Source organism: Achromobacter marplatensis (assembly GCF_002209535.1).
Lineage (GTDB): Bacteria > Pseudomonadota > Gammaproteobacteria > Burkholderiales > Burkholderiaceae_B > Achromobacter > Achromobacter marplatensis.
Genome location: NZ_NJIG01000022.1, coordinates 37906 through 53389 on the forward strand (window position 1 = coordinate 37906; position 15484 = coordinate 53389).

The following is a 15484-nucleotide window of genomic DNA, read 5'->3' on the forward strand; positions in this document are numbered from 1 at the left end:
ACGGCTTCGGCGCTTGACGCGCGTTCTATGAATAAGTCGCTGCATCCTACCGTTGCCCCGCAGACGCGATAGTTCGTGTTTTCCCGTGGTGCGGGGCGGCAACAACATGCTGCATTGCACCAGAGCAGCCCGTGCAGGAAGCGGCGGGGCAGGGATAAACCACGTTCGCATCGGGGCTTTACTGGAATATTGCTTTGCACCATTCCAGTGCGCGGCATCCAGAATTCTTTTGTAACACGGGACAAAACCGCGGCTTCGGACCCTTCTTGAACAAGCGCTCCGGGAAAACCCCCTAAACAGGTAAAATCACTTTTTGCACCCATCCTTATACGGCGCCCGCATCGTGTCCCTAGTTCAGCATCTGCCTGGTTCCTCCGTCCTGTCCTCCTTTCGTCGTGATCGCCTTCTTGCGCAACTGAAGGAAGCCGGCCTGCCGGTGGCCGACATCTCCGCCCGTTACGAGCACTTCGTCAGCACCGACGCCGCCCTGACGGCCGAACAGCAGCAACACCTGACCCAACTGCTGGATTACGGCACGCCCAGCACGGCCGACGTGCCGGCCAAGAGCCTGTCCCTGCTGGTCATTCCGCGCCTGGGCACCATTTCCCCGTGGGCCAGCAAGGCCACCGACATCGCCCACAACTGTGGCCTGGCGTCGGTGCACCGCATCGAACGCGGCGTGCGCTACGTGATTACTCCGGAACGCGGCCTGCTGGGCACCAAGTCGTTTGACGACGCCATGCTGGCCCGCGCGGCCGACTGCCTGCACGACCGCATGACCGAAACCGTGGTCGACGCCAACTTCGACGGCCAGGCGCTGTTCCAGACGCTGGCCGGCAAGCCGATGCGCACCGTGGGCGTCCAGGCTAACGGCGTGCAGGCGTTGGCCGAAGCGAACGTCTCGCTGGGCCTGGCCCTGTCGGAAGACGAAATCGAATACCTGGCCAAGTCGTTCACCGACCTGGGGCGCGACCCCACCGACGTCGAACTGATGATGTTCGCGCAGGCCAACAGCGAACACTGCCGCCACAAGATCTTCAACGCCGAATGGGTGATTGATGGCCAGGAACAGCCCAACACGCTGTTCGGCATGATCCGCGCCACGCACAAGGCGCAGCCGGAAGGCACGGTCGTCGCCTATTCGGACAACGCCGCCATCATGGAAGGCGGCCCCGCGCAGCGCTTCCAGGCCGGCGTGCCCGGCGTCACCGGCGAGGGTGCCGACGGCGCCAAGTACATCCGCCGCGACACCACCGTGCATACCTTGATGAAGGTAGAGACGCACAACCACCCGACCGCGATCGCGCCGTTCCCCGGCGCCTCGACGGGCGCGGGCGGCGAAATCCGCGACGAAGGCGCCACCGGCCGCGGCTCCAAGCCCAAGGCCGGCCTGACTGGTTTCACCGTGTCGCACCTGCGCTTCGACGACGCGCTGCAACCCTGGGAAGCCGATCACCACGGCCTGCCCGAACGCATCGCTTCGCCGCTGTCCATCATGATCGACGGCCCCATCGGCGGCGCGGCGTTCAACAACGAATTCGGTCGGCCCAACCTGCTGGGCTACTTCCGCTCGTTCGAGCAGACCGCTGGCGGCACGCGCTGGGGCTATCACAAGCCCATCATGATCGCGGGCGGACTGGGCAGCATCGACGCGGGTCTGACCCACAAGGACGTGATTCCCCCCGGCGCGCTGCTGATCCAGCTGGGCGGCCCGGGCTTCCGTATCGGCATGGGCGGCGGCGCCGCATCCAGCATCAGCATGGGTAGCAACTCGGCCGAGCTGGACTTCGATTCCGTCCAACGCGGCAACCCGGAAATCGAGCGCCGTGCGCAGGAAGTCATCGACCGCTGCTGGCAGCAGGCCGAGAACAACCCCATCATCGCCATCCACGACGTGGGCGCGGGCGGTTTGTCCAACGCCTTCCCTGAACTGGTCAACGACGCCGGCCGTGGCGCCATCTTCGACCTGAAGCGCGTGCCGCTGGAAGAGTCGGGCCTGTCGCCCGCCGAAATCTGGAGCAATGAATCGCAGGAACGTTATGTCCTGTCGATCCTGCCGAAGGACCTGGAGCGCTTTGACGCCATCGCGCGCCGCGAGCGCTGCCCGTACGCGGTGGTGGGCGTGGCCACCGAAGAGCGCCAACTGCGCGTGGTGGACGGCGAGGGCCTGCCGGGCCTGGACACTATTCGCCCGCAAGGCGATGCCGAAGTGCGCCCCGTGGACGTGCCGATCGACGTGATCCTGGGCAAGCCGCCGCGCATGACGCGCGACGTGCGCCGTCTGCCCGGTGTGTCCGCGCCGCTGGACCTGGCCGGCATCGACCTGACTGAAGCCGCCTACCGCGTGCTGCGCCACCCCACGGTGGCCAACAAGTCCTTCCTGATCACCATCGGCGACCGCACCGTTGGCGGCCTGTCCAGCCGTGATCAGATGGTCGGCCCCTGGCAGGTGCCGGTGGCGGATTGCGCCGTGACGCTTGCGGATTACGAAGGCTTCCGCGGCGAAGCCATGTCGATGGGTGAACGCACCCCCATCGCCATGCTGGACGCCCCGGCCTCCGGCCGCATGGCCGTGGCCGAAGCCCTGACCAACCTGGCCGCCGCGGACGTGGCGCGCCTGGAAGACATCAAGCTGTCGGCCAACTGGATGGCCGCTTGCGGCGTCGAAGGCCAGGACGCCGCGCTGTACGACACCGTGTCCGCCGTCAGCGAACTGTGCCAGGCCACCGGCCTGTCCATTCCGGTGGGCAAGGATTCCCTGTCCATGAAGACGTCCTGGGAACAGGACGGCGAACAGCGCCAGGTCGTGGCGCCGGTGTCGCTGGTCGTCACGGCGTTCGCGCCGGTGGCCGACGTGCGCGCCAGCCTGACCCCGCAGCTGCGCACCGACGCGGGCGACAGCGTGCTGATCCTGATCGACCTGGGCCGTGGCCGTCACCGTATGGGCGGCTCGATCCTGGCGCAGACCTACAACCAGGTCGGCGAGACCGTGCCGGACATCGATTCGCCGCAAGACCTGCGCGCCTTCTTCATCACCATCCGCACCTTGGCCGAAGCCGGCACCATCCTGGCTTACCACGACCGTTCCGACGGCGGCCTGTTCGCCACCCTGACCGAAATGGCCTTCGCCGGCCGCACCGGTATCTCGGTGAACCTGGACATGCTGACTTTCGATCCGCAATCGGCGGATTGGGGCGACTACAAGATCCGCCCGGATCAGGTGAAGGTGCAGCGCGAAGAACTGACGCTCAACGCCCTGTTCTCGGAAGAGGCGGGCGCCGTGATTCAGGTGCCGGCATCGCAGCGCGACGCTGTCATGCAAGTGCTGCGCGGCGCGGGCCTGTCGGCCCACTCGCACGTCATCGGCGGCCTGAACGGCGCCGACGAAGTGGAGTTCTACCGCGATGGCAAGAAGGTCTGGGGCCAGCCGCGCGCCGAACTGGGCCGCGCCTGGAGCGAAGTGTCCTATCGCATCATGGCGCGCCGCGACAACCCCGCGTGCGCCCAGGCTGAACTGGACGTCTGGAACGACACGACCGACCCGGGCATGAGCCCGGATGTGTCCTTCGACCCGCAAGAGAACATCGCCGCGCCGTTCATCAACACCGGCCGCCGTCCGCGCGTGGCCATCCTGCGCGAGCAGGGCTGCAACAGCCAGGTCGAAATGGCCTGGGCGTTTGACACCTCGGGCTTCGAAGCCATCGACGTCCACATGACCGACCTGCTGGCCGGCCGCGTGGACCTGGCGCAGATGCAGGGCCTGGTGGCGGTGGGCGGTTTCAGCTACGGCGACGTGCTGGGCGCTGGCGAAGGCTGGGCGCGCACCATCCGCTTCAACAGCAAGCTGTCGGACCAGTTCGCCGCGTATTTCGCGCGTCCGGACACCTTCGCGCTGGGTGTGTGCAACGGCTGCCAGATGATGGCCGCGTTGGCGCCGATGATCCCGGGCGCCGAGCACTGGCCGCGCTTTACGCGCAACCAGTCGGAAAAGTACGAAGCCCGCCTGTCGATGGTGGAACTGGCCAAGTCGCCGTCCATCTTCTTCAACGGTATGGAAGGCGCCCGCATCCCGGTCGCCGTGGCGCACGGCGAAGGTTTTGCCGACTTCTCGCAGCAGGGCGACGCCAACCGTGTGCTGACCGCCGCACGCTACATCGACAACCGTGGGCAAGCCACCGAAGCCTACCCGTTCAACCCGAACGGCAGCCCGGGCGGCCTGACTTCCGTCACCACGGCCGATGGCCGCTTCACGGTCATGATGCCGCACCCGGAACGCGTGACGCGCAACGTCATGATGTCGTGGGCGCCGGAAAAGTGGGGCAATGCGGACCAGGGCGGCACGTACAGCCCGTGGATGCGCATCTTCCGCAACGCGCGCGTCTGGCTGAAGTAAGGCCGGACAAGCAACGCCAGGCCCGCACCTCGGGCACAGGAACAAAACGGGCCCAGCGGCCCGTTTTTTTTCGTCCAGGGCAGGACGCAGAAGCGGTGTTTTGCATGTAACCCAATGAGATATTTAACTTTTCATTGCATTAGGCCGTTAACCGGATGAGCGTTACGCAACCCGGAGTGGCCTTTCATGTTCAAGAATTTAAGTATCCGCGCAATCCTGACGTCCGCCTTGGGCGTCTTTTTTGCGCTTTTCCTGGTAACCGGCGCAGCCGTGTACCAGCAATTGACGTCCAACCGCACTTCGATTGAATTGCTACTGGACACCAACCTGGTCCGTGCCAACGCCGTGGACGGCGCAGGCGCTGAATTGCTGCGTGCGCGCCTGGTCCTGTTGGCGGCGCAGAGCGCGCTGCTGGAAGGCAAAAGCATCGACACGCTGGCCAGCATGCAGCGGCTGGACGGCTATACCAAGAAGGCGTCCGACCTGATCGACAGCGCCCGCAAGCAGCCTGAGACGTCCGCCGAGGGCAAGCCCTTGTTCGACGCGGCACTGGCCGCCTACGATGTCTATCAGCGCGACGCGATCGCGCCGATGGTGGCCGCCATCCGCGCCGGTAAACCGCAGGACGCCAGCCGGCTGAACCTGGAAAAGGTCACCCCGCTGGGCATCGCCTTCACGCAGGCTATCCAGAAGTACGTGGACTATGCGGACGATGTGGGCCAGCGCGTGGCGCGCGACACGTCTGCGCGCATCAACGGCGCGATCGTGCTGCTGGTCTGTCTGCTGGCCGTGGTGGCCGTGCTGGTGGTGAGCCTGTACGTGATCTTCGCGCGGTCGGTGTTCCGTCCGCTGCACGACGCCGGCCGCCTGTTCGACCGCATCGCCAGCGGCGACCTCAGTAACCGCATCGAGCAGCGCGGCGACAACGAGATCGGCGTGCTGTACGCCGCGGTCAAGCACATGCAGGACAGCCTGGCCCGCACCGTGTCCGCCGTGCGCTTGGGCGTGGAAGAGATCCACACCGGTTCGCGCGAGATCGCGGCCGGCAACATCGACCTGTCTTCCCGGACCGAGCAGCAGGCGGCCTCTCTGGAGGAAACCGCGGCCAGCATGGACGAATTGTCGTCCACCGTGAAGAACAATGCCGACAGTTCGCGCAGCGCCTCGCAGTTGGCGACGGCGGCCTCCGAAGTGGCCACGCGCGGCGGCAAGGCCGTGGGCGACGTGGTGGGCACCATGCGCGGCATTGCCGACAGCTCCAAGCGCATCGCCGACATTGTCGGCGTGATCGACGGCATCGCCTTCCAGACCAACATCCTGGCGCTGAACGCGGCCGTGGAAGCGGCGCGTGCGGGCGAGCAGGGCAAGGGCTTTGCGGTGGTGGCCAGCGAAGTGCGCGCGCTGGCGCAACGCAGCGGCCAAGCGGCCAAGGAAATCAAGGGCTTGATCGACGAGTCGGTACAGAAGGTGTCGATCGGGTCGGACCAGGTGGAAGCCGCCGGCGCCACCATGCAAGAGATCGTGGTGTCGGTGCGCCGCGTGACGGACATCATCAACGAGATCTCCAGCGCGTCCGAAGAGCAGTCGCAAGGCATCCAGCAGGTGAACCAGGCGGTGTCGCAGATGGATAGCGTGACGCAGCAGAACGCGGCGCTGGTCGAAGAAGCGGCGGCGTCCGCCGCGTCACTGGAAACCCAGGCGCAACGCCTGCGCGAAGCGGTCGCAGTGTTCAAGCTGCAAGCCGGCGGCCGAGTGATCGACGAGGAAGCGCCCGCGTTGGGCCGCGGGGCGGAGCCGGCGCTGCTGGGCGCCTGATGGATGGGCGATGCCGCTGATGGCGCCGATGGCGTTGATGGCGGCCGCCCTGGCTCCAGCCCTGCAATGAGAAATGCCCCTTGCGGGGCATTTCTCATTAGCGCGGTACCGAGACGATTATTGATCCAGCTGGATCTTGGCGTCGGCCGCCACGTTCTTCCACTTCTTCACGTCGCTGGCGATGACCTGTTGGAATTCATCCGACGTGCCGGCCACGACCGTGCCGCCCAGGCTGGCCATCTTGGCCTTCACTTCCGGCGTGTTCAGCGCCTTCACCGAAGCGTCGTGCAGCTTCTTCTTCACGTCTTCCGGCAGGCCCTTGGGCGCCAGCAGGCCGTTCCAGGCATTGGCTTCATAACGCGGCAGACCGGCTTCCTTGAAGGTCGGCGTGTCAGGCAGTTCCGGCGAACGCGTATCGGCGGCGATGGCGATCGGACGGATCTGGCCGCCCTTGATGTAGGGCAGCGATGCCGGCACCGGTTCCCAGATCATCGAGACCTGGCCGCTGATCACGTCGGTGAACGCCGGGCCTGCGCCGCGGTAGGCGATGTGCATGAGCTTGGCGCCCGTCATCGACTTCATCAGCTCCATGGCGAGGTTGCCCAGGCCGCCCGCGCCCGACGAGGCGTAGGTGTAGCGGTCCGGATTCGCCTTGGAGGTGGCGATCAGCGCGTTCAAGTCGGCCGCCGGGAAGTCCTTCGTCACGCTCAGCACGCCCGGCACGGTCACCAGTTGCGTGATCGCGGTGAAGTCCTGCACGGCGTCATAGGTCAGCGACTTGTACACGGCGGGGTTGGTGCCGTGGGTGCTGGATGAGGCCAGCAGCAAGATGTAGCCGTCGGGGGCGGCATCGGCGACGTAGCGCGTGCCGATCGAGCCGCCGGCACCCGCCTTGTTTTCCACGACCACGGTGGCGCCCAGTTCGGTGCCCAGTTGCGCGGCGAAAACGCGGCCGATGATGTCGGCGGTGCCGCCGGGGGCGAACGGCACGATCAGGCGCAGGGGCTTGGAGGGGTAGTCGGTGGCCTGTTGCGCCGAAGCGGCGCCGGCGGCCAGCGTGGCGCCGGTCAGCAGCGCCAGGGCGATGGTGGATTTCTTGAAGTTCATCTGTGTCTCCAGGCGAAGGTTAGTCGAGGCTGCGGTCGAGCCAATCGACGATCAATCCGGCTATCTGGTCGCTATTGCGGTCCAGCATGCAGAAATGGGAATTGCCGGCGATGCCGGCGGAAGGCAGGTCCAGCGTTTCGGCGCGGACGCCCGCAATACGCAGGGCCCGCCAATAGGCGTCCGTCTGGGCGCGGTAGCGCAACCAGGTCTCGTCCGCCTGAAAGTGATCGCCCCACACCAGCAAGTGCGGGGGCAACTGCCAGGGCACGGCGGCCGGGGTGCCGGTGGGTTCCAGCGCGACGACGGCGCGGATGGTGGCGGCGTATTCATGGGCCAGCAGCGTGGCGAAGCCGCCGCCCTGGCTATGGCCGAAGACGATGCAGGGGCCAGCCAGTTCCAGCAATTGCCGGTACGCGTCCAGCGCCATGTCGCCATGCGTCAGCCAACGCGGCACGAACTGCTTGGCGAAAGTGTCGAAGGAGTCGATGGGGAACTGCTGCGCCGGATAGGCGTGGCGCGGTTGCCCGGCGGGCGCATAGCCCGAAGCCGGGCCGATGCGGAACAGGCGCCAGGCTTCTTCCTTGGACCGGAAGATCGGCGCACTGTCGTAGACCTGCGGATACATCGCCCAGGACGCGCGGCCGCGTTCGGGCGCATCGGATACGAACACGTCGTAGCCCGCCTGCAGCAGGCGCCACAGCCAGCCTTCGCGGCCGTCCGGCGTGCTCTCCCATTGCGCGCCCGTCATGCCGCCGCCGTGCCAAAGCAACACGGGGTAGGGATGCAGCGGCTTGGCCAGCCGGTATTCCTGCACGTAAAGCTGGCCGACGCTGTAGCCGCCGTTCATGTCGATCAAGCGGGCCGAGGCGTTGTCCACCACCTTTTTCTGCAGCATCGGCACGCCGCCGGCCACGGCTTCGACGCCGCCCAGAAAATGGCTGCGGATGGATTTGAGCAGGACAGGGGAGTCGGACATCGGCGTTTCCAAGGAATGGACGCCGCGATGTTAGTTGCCAGATGTATCTGGGTTGTGCAAAATGAGCATCCATTGTGCCGATTCGGCACAGATGTTGCCCCCACGCCGCGCGCACTTCGTGCGCTTGCTGCCCCCCGAGGGGGCGCTTTCCCCTTGGGGCGGCCCGGCGGGGAAAGGGCCCACGAGCGCCGCACGGAGAGTCATATGGACACTAAATGGCTGGAAGACTTCGTCGCCTTATCGAAGTCGCGCAACATGTTCCAGGCGGCCGAGGCGCGCAGCGTGACGCATCCGGCGTTCGGGCGCCGCATCAAGGCGCTTGAGGAGTGGGCGGGCGTGCCGCTGGTTGAGCGCGGTCATCAGGCCACCACCCTCAACCCGGCGGGGCGCAGCATGCTGGCTGCGGCCATCGACGTGCTGGACATCCTGCGCGACACGCGCCAGGCGCTGCAAAAGCCCGAGCAGGAGCGCAACCGCAAGATCACCATCGCCTCAGGCAAGACGCTGGCGCATTCCGTGCTGCCGGGCGTGATGGCCAGCGTGCAGCAGGGCATGCCGGCGTTCCAGCTGAAAGTCATCACCACCACGCTGAACTACGGGGTGGACATGCTGGCGGACGGCGAGGTGGATTTCCTGCTGTGCCATGCGCACGAGCCGCTCTACGCCAAGATCGACAACCCCGGCTACCGATGCCGGCGCGTCGGCGCCGACAAGCTGGTGGCCGTCAGCGCGCCCGTCAGCCCGGGCGGGCGGCACCCGCGCCACGCCGTGCCCAAGCTGGCCTCGGACCCCGCCGTGCCGTTCCTGGCATACGCAGACAGCATGTCGCTGGGCCGCATCCTGCATGACCGCCTGCGCGGGCTTTGCGTGGTGCCGCTGCTGCAGACCATGTATGAATCCGATCTGGCCGATGCCTTGCACGCGATGGCGCGCCAGGGTTTTGGCCTGGCCTGGTTGCCGCATACGCTGATCGAAGCCGACCTGCGGGCCGGCACGCTGGTGCGCGCCGACAGCGCCCGCAACGATATCCATATGGAGATCCGGCTGTACCAGTCGGTCGACAACGCCAAGCCGCTGGCCCGCCAGGTATGGAGCCGAATCGAAGCCTACGCGGCCAGATGACGACACCGTTTTGGCGCGTTGGGCGATCAAAGGGGGGCAAAAGATGCCGCCGGGCGCGCTCAGGCATAAAATAGAAAATTACCCTTTCCCGCACACACAGGATCCCGCGCCATGAACGCACGTATCCCCGAAGACGCACTGCCGCCCACCTTGGACCCGAAGGCCCTCCAGGAATTTGTCGACGACAAATGGGATAACGAGATCATCCCCGCGCTGACCGACTACATCGCCGTGCCCGCCAAGAGCCCGGCGTTCGATGCCGACTGGGAGAAGAACGCGTTCATCGAGCGCGTGGTGCGCGATGCGGCGCAATGGGTCGAAGCGCAGAAAGTGTCTGGCCTGAAGCTGGAAGTGGTGCGCCTGCCGGGCCGCACGCCCGTCATCTTTTTCGACGCGCCCGCCACCCGCAGCGACAACGGCGACACCGTGCTGCTGTACGGCCACCTGGACAAGCAGCCGGAATTCTCGGGATGGCGCGCGGGCCTGGGCCCGTGGACGCCCAAGTACGAAGACGGCAAGCTGTATGGCCGCGGCGGCGCGGATGACGGCTACGCCGTGTACGCCTCGCTGACCGCCATCATGGCGCTGGACAAGCAGGGCATTCCGCGCCCGCGCTGCGTGGGCATCGTCGAGACCTGTGAAGAATCCGGCAGCTATGACCTGCTGCCCTATGTGGACGCGCTGCGCGACCGCCTGGGCAACGTGGCCCTGGTGGTGTGCCTGGATTCGGGCGCCGGCAACTACGACCAGCTGTGGATGACCACGTCGCTGCGCGGCATGGTGTCGGGCACGCTGGAAGTCCAGGTGCTGGACGAAGGCGTGCACTCGGGCGACTCCAGCGGCGTCGTGCCCTCGTCGTTCCGCATCCTGCGCCATCTGCTGGACCGCCTGGAAGACAGCGGCACCGGCCGCCTGCTGCCGCAAAGCCTGCACTGCGAGATCCCCGCCGAACGCATCGAACAGGTGTCCGCCACCGCGCGCATCCTGGGTGACGAAGTTTGGCGCCGTTTCCCCTGGAGCTGCGGCGCTGAAGGCGGCTTCGTGCTGCCGATGACGACCGAACCCGAACAGGCGCTCCTGAACCGCACCTGGCGTCCGACCCTGTCGGTGACCGGCGCCGAAGGCCTGCCGCCGCTGTCCAGCGCCGGCAACGTGCTGCGCCCGCGCACCGCGTTCAAGCTGTCGCTACGCCTGCCGCCGCTGGTGGACGCCGTGGCCGCCTCGCAGGAAATCAAGGAATTGCTGGAAGCCGACGCGCCCTACAACGCCAAGGTCATCTTCAAGGCCAACGAGGGCGCCGCCACCGGCTGGAACGCCCCGGCGTCCGTGCCGTGGCTGACCCAGGCCCTGGACGCCGCGTCCCAGCAGTACTACGGCCAACCCTGCGGCTACATCGGCCAGGGCGGCACGATCCCGCTGATGAGCATCCTGCAAAAGGGCTTCCCCAAGGCCCAGTTCATGGTTTGCGGCGTGTTGGGCCCCAAGTCCAACGCCCACGGTCCCAATGAATTCCTGCACGTGCCCTACGGCAAGAAGCTGACCGCAGCCGTCGCCCAAACCATGGCGGCCATGCCGGCTGCCTGACGCACCCGCACGCCCCACAGAGCGCGGGCCGCCAGGCCTTGCGCTCTTTCTTTTTTCAGGACTGACCCCGATGATTTCCACTTCCGACGCCTACGCCAACGTGGTTGCCGAAACCCGCGATTGGCTGACCAAGGCCGTGATCGGCCTGAACCTCTGTCCGTTCGCCAAAGCGGTCCAGGTCAAGGACCAGATCCGCTTTGCCGTCAGCGACGCCACCGACGCCGAGGGCGTCCTGACCGACCTGCAGGACGAACTGGCGCTGCTGGCCGAAACCGACCCCGAAAAGATCGACACCACCTTGCTGATCATCCCGGACGCGCTGGACGACTTCCTGGATTTCAACGATTTCGAAGAACTGTCCGACCGCTTGCTCAAGCGCATGCGCCTGGTGGGCGAGCTGCAGGTGGCTACCTTCCACCCGCTGTTCCAGTTTGCCGATACGCAGCCCGACGACATCGAGAACTACACGAACCGGTCGCCGTACCCCATCCTGCACCTCTTGCGCGAAGACAGCATCGACCGCGCCGTGGAGTCCTTCCCGGACGCCGCCGAGATCTATGAAAAGAACATCGACACGATGAACAAGCTGGGCCTTGAAGGCTGGAAGAAGCTGATGACCAAGGCCTGACGGCGGGGCTTGACCGCTGTTGGGGGGAGGCCCTCACGGGATATCCCTAAATGGCGGACGAATCAGATTGCATACAACATACCGTTTCCTTGCTGGAGACCCGTATGCGAATGAATCGCCGCCACGCCCTGGGCGCGCTTGCCGCGCTGCCCCTGATGTCCCGTCCCGTCTGGGCCCAAAGCACCTTCCCCACGCGCTCCGTGCGGCTGCTGGTGGGCTTTGCGCCCGGCGGCCTGACCGACATCGCCGCCCGCGCGCTGGCCGAACGCATGGGCAAGACGCTGAAGCAGACCGTGGTCGTCGAAAACCGCCCGGGGGGCCAGGCCATCATCGCGACGGTGGCCGTGGCGCGCGCCGAGCCGGATGGCTATACGCTGGGATTCGCCGGCACCAACGGCATGATCCTGAACCCCTTGCTGTACAACAACCTGCCGTACCAGCAGTCGGACTTCAAGCAACTGGGATCGATGGGCAAGTCGCCCATGCTGTTGATCGTGCACCCCGCGCTGGGCGTGAAGAACGTGCAGGAATTCATCGCGCTGGCCAAGAAGAAGCCGGGCGACATCACCTGCGCCCATGCCGGGCGTGGCGTCATCAACCACCTGGCGCTGCTGCATTTCCAGTCCAAGACCGGCACCCAGTTTCAGGACGTGCCGTACAAGGGCAGCGGCCCCGCGCTGCTGGACCTGATGGCCGGCACGGTGCAAAGCACGTTCGACTTCCCCACCTCCGCGCTGGCCAATATCAAGTCGGGCAAGCTGCAGGTGTTGGCGGTGACCGCCGACAAGCGGCTGTCCAGCCTGCCTGACGTGCCCACCATGAAAGAGGCCGGCGTGGACGACTTCGAGCTCTACACCCGCATGATGATCTCGGGCCCCGCCGCCATGCCGGCGGAAGTGGTGAAAGTGCTGGAGAACGCGGTGCGCGAAGGCACGCGGGACCCCAGCCTGGTGCAGCAGTTCGCCGAACAGGGCGTGGCGGTGGAGTTCACGTCGTCCGCCGATCTGGACAAGGTGATTGCCGACGAATCCGCCATGTGGGCCCAGGTCATCAAGGCCAACGGCGTACCCAAGACCGATCTGAAAGCGTAAGGACACCCCGTGACTGAACAAGCCCGCATCACCGTCAATCCCGAATTCGCGCTGATCGACGTCGCTCGCGACATCCGCATCGACGGCTTTCCGGCCTACGCCTTCATCACCGTCACCGCCACCATGCAGATGTGTGGCGCCCCATGGCGCTCGCAAGCCGTCTTCGTGGCCGGCCACGACGGCAGCCTGGACTTGGGGCGCGACAGCCCCGTCTCGGGCAGCTATGCCGAACCCTCAGCGATGGGCATCGTGTGGTCGATGGTGTGCGAAGACATGAGCCGCGTGGTGTTTCCACCCGATCGCACGGATCCCCTGGTCATCCAGATCGAAGCGACCGACGGCAGCCACGTCGCCTCGGCGCGGCTGGTGCAGGAATTCCTGGAAGAGGGCGTGACCCATCGCGCGGTGCGCGAACAGGTCGGCGGCATGACGGTATCGGGCGAACTCTATACGCCGGCCGGCCCCGGTCCGCATCCGCTGGTGATCTACATGAACGGTTCGTCGGGCGGCGTGAATGCGCCGCGCGCCGCGCTCTTCGCCGCCCGCGGATTCCAGTGCCTGGCCCTGGCCATCTTCAACTACGAAGGCCGGCCCAAGTACCTGAACGACATGCCGCTGGAGTATTTCCAGCACGTGCTGCAGTGGGCACGCGCCGAACTGGCGCCGCGCGACGGCTTTGTCGCGTTGTCCGGCATCAGCCGGGGCGGCGAGACCTCGCTGCTGGTGGCCTCGCACTATCCGGAACTGGTCAGTGCGGTCGTGGCTTATGTGCCGTCGCCCGTCACGCATGGCGTGGTCAGCGCTGGCGCGCCCGGGACGGGGCGCAATGCGCAGGTCTGGACGCAGGGCGGCGAACCGTTGCCGCATCTATGGCAAGACAACGCCATCGCGGATTGGGAAGCGGCCTACGCGTCGGAACCGCCATACCGGCAGACCCACGCATTCCTGAGCGCTACCCGTGACAGCGCCGCATTCGAACGCGCGCGCATCCCGGTTGAAAACTATCCCGGCCCGGTCATGCTGGTCAGCGCGTCCGACGACGGCTTCTGGCCCAGCACCGCTTATTCAGAAATCGTGATGCGGCAGCGCCAGTCGCACGGCCTGCCCACCTTCCATCATGTGTGCATGGGGGCGGGGCACCACGTGCACTATCCCTACTTGCCGGCCACACTGATCAGCAAGCCGCATGCGATGTCGGGACTGCTGCTGGACGCGGGGGGCACGCCCGCCGCGAATGCGGCGGGCAACGAGGGCTCTTACATGGCGGTGCTGGAATTCTTGGGCAGGGCCGCCGGCATTTCGTAGGATGGGTGGAGCGCGTGCCGTCTCCAGCAAGAACGCAGGAGCTTAGCGCGCGCAACCCATCACATCTGCCGCTGCGATGTGCGCCTTGACGGGGGCAGCCCTCACCGCTTTTATTCTTCGCTCGTCCATTCCACCTGCACGCCCAGGCTGCGCAGATTTTCCACGAACTGCGGATGCGCCCGGCGGATCGGGGTCGCGTTGCGGATTTCGGAGCGGCCCTTGATGCTGCTGGCCACCATGAACAGGGCGATGGCCACGCGGATGATGTAGGGGCTTTCGACCACCGCCGGCGTCAGTGGATTGCCGCCGAACGTCACGACGCGGTGCGGGTCCGACGAAAACACGTGCGCGCCGAACTTCGACAATTCGCCTGTCCAGCCCAGGGCGCCGTCGTAGACCTTGTTCCAGAACATCGCGTTGCCCTCGGCGCACACGCCCAGCGCGATGAAGATTGGCAGCAGGTCCACCGGGAAATACGGCCACGGCGCCGCTTCCACCTTGGTCAGCACATTGCTGGTGAAGGGCGTTTGCACCTTCAGCGGGCCCGAACGCAGTGCGCGCGACCAGCCGTCCTTGTGTTCGATCTGCACGCCGAACTTGGCGAACGTGCGGTCGATCAGCGGGAAATTGCCCGGCGTGCGGTTGCGCACCACGACGTCGCCGCCCGTGATTGCGCCCAGCGCCAGGAACGTGGTGATTTCGTGGAAGTCTTCTTCAAACGTGAACTCGCCGCCACCCAGGCGCGTGCCGCCGCGCACTGTCAGGCGGGACGTGCCGATACCGTCGATATCGGCGCCCATCATCGTCATGAAACGGCAGAATTCCTGCACGTGCGGCTCGGAAGCGGCGTTGGTCAGCGACGATTCGCCTTCGGCGGCCGCCGCGCACAGCACGAAGTTCTCGGTCGTGGTGACCGACGCGTAGTCCAGCCAATGATGGGTGGGCTTGAGCGCGCCGCTGCTGCGCACCAGCAAGGACCCGCTTGCGCGCTCGACCTCGCCGCCAAACGAACGGAAGATCTCCACGTGCGGGTCGATCTCGCGCACCCCCAGCGTGCAGCCCTTCACGTTGTCTTCCAGCCGCGCCACGCCAAAGCGGGCCAGGAGCGGCGGCACCAGCATGATGGATGACCGCATTTCTTCCGGCAGGCGGTGGGCGGCGGCGTCGAACTGGGTGTGCTTGTGGTGCAGATCCAGCGTGCGGGTGGTCTCATCCAGCCGGACTTCGCTGCCCAGCGTGCGGAAGATGTCCAGGATCTTGCGCACGTCCGTGATGTCCGGGACCCCATGCAGCTTCAACGGCTGATCTGTCAGCAGCGTGGCGCACAGAATGGGAAGCACGGCGTTTTTGTTGGCTGAAGGAATGACGCGGCCGCGCAGGGGCGTGCCACCGTGGACGATGAGGTTGGACATGGGGAGAAAGGCGGCCGGAGTGAAAAAAGAGAGGGGAGCGCGGGGAATTGT

Annotated in this window: 10 protein-coding genes; 7 read left to right on the plus strand and 3 right to left on the minus strand. The window is 66.1% G+C overall.

Translation table 11 applies throughout. From position 1 onward, the window contains the following. Window positions 1-343 precede the first annotated feature (343 nt). Together purL and CEY09_RS28560 are read left to right on the plus strand one after the other, a co-directional pair. Entirely contained in the window at window positions 344-4393 is a 4050-nt protein-coding gene (gene purL / locus CEY09_RS28555) for a phosphoribosylformylglycinamidine synthase (RefSeq protein ID WP_088591219.1), read from the plus strand. Window positions 4394-4579: 186 nt separating this feature from the next. Beyond that, complete coding sequence (locus tag CEY09_RS28560) at window positions 4580-6208, plus strand: methyl-accepting chemotaxis protein (RefSeq protein WP_088591184.1); 1629 nt, start codon at window positions 4580-4582, stop codon at window positions 6206-6208. 117 nt (window positions 6209-6325) lie between these two features. Here the strand turns inward: CEY09_RS28560 and CEY09_RS28565 are convergent, their stop codons facing one another. Then, window positions 6326-7315, minus strand: a complete 990-nt coding sequence (locus CEY09_RS28565) for a Bug family tripartite tricarboxylate transporter substrate binding protein (protein WP_006225216.1) — start codon at window positions 7313-7315, stop codon at window positions 6326-6328. Between the two features lie 19 nt (window positions 7316-7334). Continuing rightward, the gene (locus tag CEY09_RS28570) at window positions 7335-8291 is read right to left on the minus strand and encodes an alpha/beta hydrolase (RefSeq protein ID WP_088591185.1); all 957 of its coding nucleotides are present in this window, start codon (window positions 8289-8291) and stop codon (window positions 7335-7337) included. Between the two features lie 204 nt (window positions 8292-8495). Here CEY09_RS28570 and CEY09_RS28575 point away from each other — a divergent pair, with 204 nt between their 5' ends. From CEY09_RS28575 to CEY09_RS28595, 5 genes are all read left to right on the plus strand, one after another. After that, entirely contained in the window at window positions 8496-9413 is a 918-nt protein-coding gene (locus CEY09_RS28575; RefSeq protein ID WP_088591186.1) for a LysR family transcriptional regulator, read from the plus strand. 111 nt (window positions 9414-9524) lie between these two features. Further along, window positions 9525-10997 (plus strand): M20 family metallopeptidase, encoded by a 1473-nt coding sequence (locus CEY09_RS28580; RefSeq protein ID WP_006225213.1) that lies wholly within the window; start codon window positions 9525-9527, stop codon window positions 10995-10997. A 70-nt stretch (window positions 10998-11067) separates the two neighbouring features. After that, window positions 11068-11625, plus strand: a complete 558-nt coding sequence (locus CEY09_RS28585) for a DUF1415 domain-containing protein (RefSeq protein WP_088591187.1) — start codon at window positions 11068-11070, stop codon at window positions 11623-11625. A 104-nt stretch (window positions 11626-11729) separates the two neighbouring features. Continuing rightward, the gene (locus CEY09_RS28590) at window positions 11730-12716 is read left to right on the plus strand and encodes a Bug family tripartite tricarboxylate transporter substrate binding protein (protein ID WP_088591188.1); all 987 of its coding nucleotides are present in this window, start codon (window positions 11730-11732) and stop codon (window positions 12714-12716) included. Window positions 12717-12725: 9 nt separating this feature from the next. Beyond that, window positions 12726-14021, plus strand: a complete 1296-nt coding sequence (locus CEY09_RS28595) for an acyl-CoA thioester hydrolase/BAAT C-terminal domain-containing protein (protein ID WP_088591189.1) — start codon at window positions 12726-12728, stop codon at window positions 14019-14021. 110 nt (window positions 14022-14131) lie between these two features. Here CEY09_RS28595 and CEY09_RS28600 read toward each other — a convergent pair whose 3' ends face one another. Continuing rightward, window positions 14132-15433 (minus strand): UDP-N-acetylglucosamine 1-carboxyvinyltransferase, encoded by a 1302-nt coding sequence (locus CEY09_RS28600; RefSeq protein WP_088591190.1) that lies wholly within the window; start codon window positions 15431-15433, stop codon window positions 14132-14134. Between the last annotated feature and the right edge of the window lie 51 nt (window positions 15434-15484).